A 1,328-nucleotide genomic window follows, 5' to 3' on the forward strand; every position below is an offset into this window, starting at 1 on the left:
GCCGCTCCCTGGACGCCTTCGGCTACGGGCCCAAGACGCTGGCCCGGGTACTGCGGCTCCAGCGCGCGCTGGAGCTCGTACGGGCAGGCGAGCCGTACGCGGAGGCGGCGCTCGCCGCGGGCTGTGCCGACCAGGCGCATCTCGCCCGGGAGACACGCGATCTGGCCGGGCTCACGCTCGGCGCCTACGCGGCGCTGGCGAACAGCGAGACCTCGCAGCCGTCCGGGTCCAGGACCACCGCGTAACGCTGGCCCCACACGGCGTCCCAGGGCTTCAGATGCCCTCGGTACCCGGCCGCGACCAGGGAATCGTAGGTGGCGTCCACCTCCGCGGGGCTCGCGCAGAGGAAGGCGAGCCCGATCCGTCCACCGCCCTGCGGCCGGGTCCAGCCGGGATCGTAGGAACGTACGGTCTCCTCCGTGTCCCAGAGAACGCGCACGCCGCTGGGCAGAGTGGCCTCGGCGTGCGGCGCGGTGTCGGCATCGGCGGGTACGGGCACGCCGAGCGCGCGGTAGAAGGCGAGCGAGGCGGCCATGTCGGAGACGACCAGGCCGATCGCGTCGAGTCGTGGGGCAGGCGTAGAAGCAGGCGTAGGAGTCATCCGTCCACGGTAGGAGCGGGTGCCGGAGCCGGTCTTGAATGAATCGGACGTCCGGGAAGCGCGACGGGCCGCGCACCAGGTGCGCGGCCCGTCGGTGTTCCGAGGAAGGATCAAGCAGATGAAGCGTGTTGTCCGTGCCGTTGTGCGGTGACGCGATGGTGAGGTGATGCGGTGGTGCGTGTGGAGACTAGAAGACGCTGACGCCGTAGGCGTTGAGGGCCTCCACGACCGGCTGGAAGAACGTGGTGCCGCCGGAGGAGCAGTTGCCGCTGCCGCCCGAGGTCAGGCCCAGCGCCGTGCTGCCGGCGAAGAGCGAGCCGCCGCTGTCGCCGGGCTCGGCGCAGACGTTGGTCTGGATCAGACCGCTGACGATCTGGCCGCTGCCGTAGTTCACGGTCGCGTTGAGACCGGTGACCGTACCGCTGTGGACGCCCGTGGTCGAGCCGCTGCGGCGGACGCTCTGGCCCACCGACGGGTTGGCCGCGCTGGTGATGTCCTGGTACGAGCCGTTGTACAGGTAGACCCGGCCGTCGGCCGCCGCCGCGTTGGAGTGGCGGATGATGCCGTAGTCGTTGCCCGGGAAGCTCGTGCCGGCACGGGTGCCGATGCTCCACGAGCTGCTGATGTTGGTGCAGTGTCCGGCGGTCAGCGCGTAGTACGTCGAGCCGCTGCGGACGTTGAAGCCGAGGGAGCAGCGGCTGCCGCCGGGGGGGATGGGCTCGCCGCC

The 1,328-nt window shown here is 71.2% G+C and carries 3 protein-coding genes; 1 reads left to right on the plus strand and 2 read right to left on the minus strand.

Annotated elements, in window-relative coordinates; all coding sequences use genetic code 11:
- Positions 1-245, plus strand: a 245-nt coding sequence (locus GA0115259_RS38165) for a helix-turn-helix domain-containing protein (protein ID WP_141716892.1), incomplete at its 5' end; no start/stop codon positions are given.
- Here GA0115259_RS38165 and GA0115259_RS38170 read toward each other — a convergent pair.
- Both GA0115259_RS38170 and GA0115259_RS38175 read right to left on the minus strand, forming a co-directional pair.
- Positions 185-601, minus strand: coding sequence for a VOC family protein (locus tag GA0115259_RS38170; RefSeq protein ID WP_093605209.1), 417 nt, complete (start codon positions 599-601; stop codon positions 185-187). The genes GA0115259_RS38165 and GA0115259_RS38170 overlap by 61 nt on opposite strands.
- Before the next feature lie 187 nt (positions 602-788).
- A partial coding sequence (locus tag GA0115259_RS38175) for a S1 family peptidase (RefSeq protein WP_141716893.1) occupies positions 789-1,328 on the minus strand: 540 nt, incomplete at its 5' end.

Source organism: Streptomyces sp. MnatMP-M17 (assembly GCF_900091995.1).
In the GTDB taxonomy this organism is placed as follows: Bacteria; Actinomycetota; Actinomycetes; order Streptomycetales; family Streptomycetaceae; genus Streptomyces.

Excerpts from the sequence above, each read along its gene's own strand:
- GA0115259_RS38170 (WP_093605209.1), bottom strand. The coding sequence starts at position 601 with ATGACTCCTACGCCTGCTTCTACGCCTGCCCCACGACTCGACGCGATC.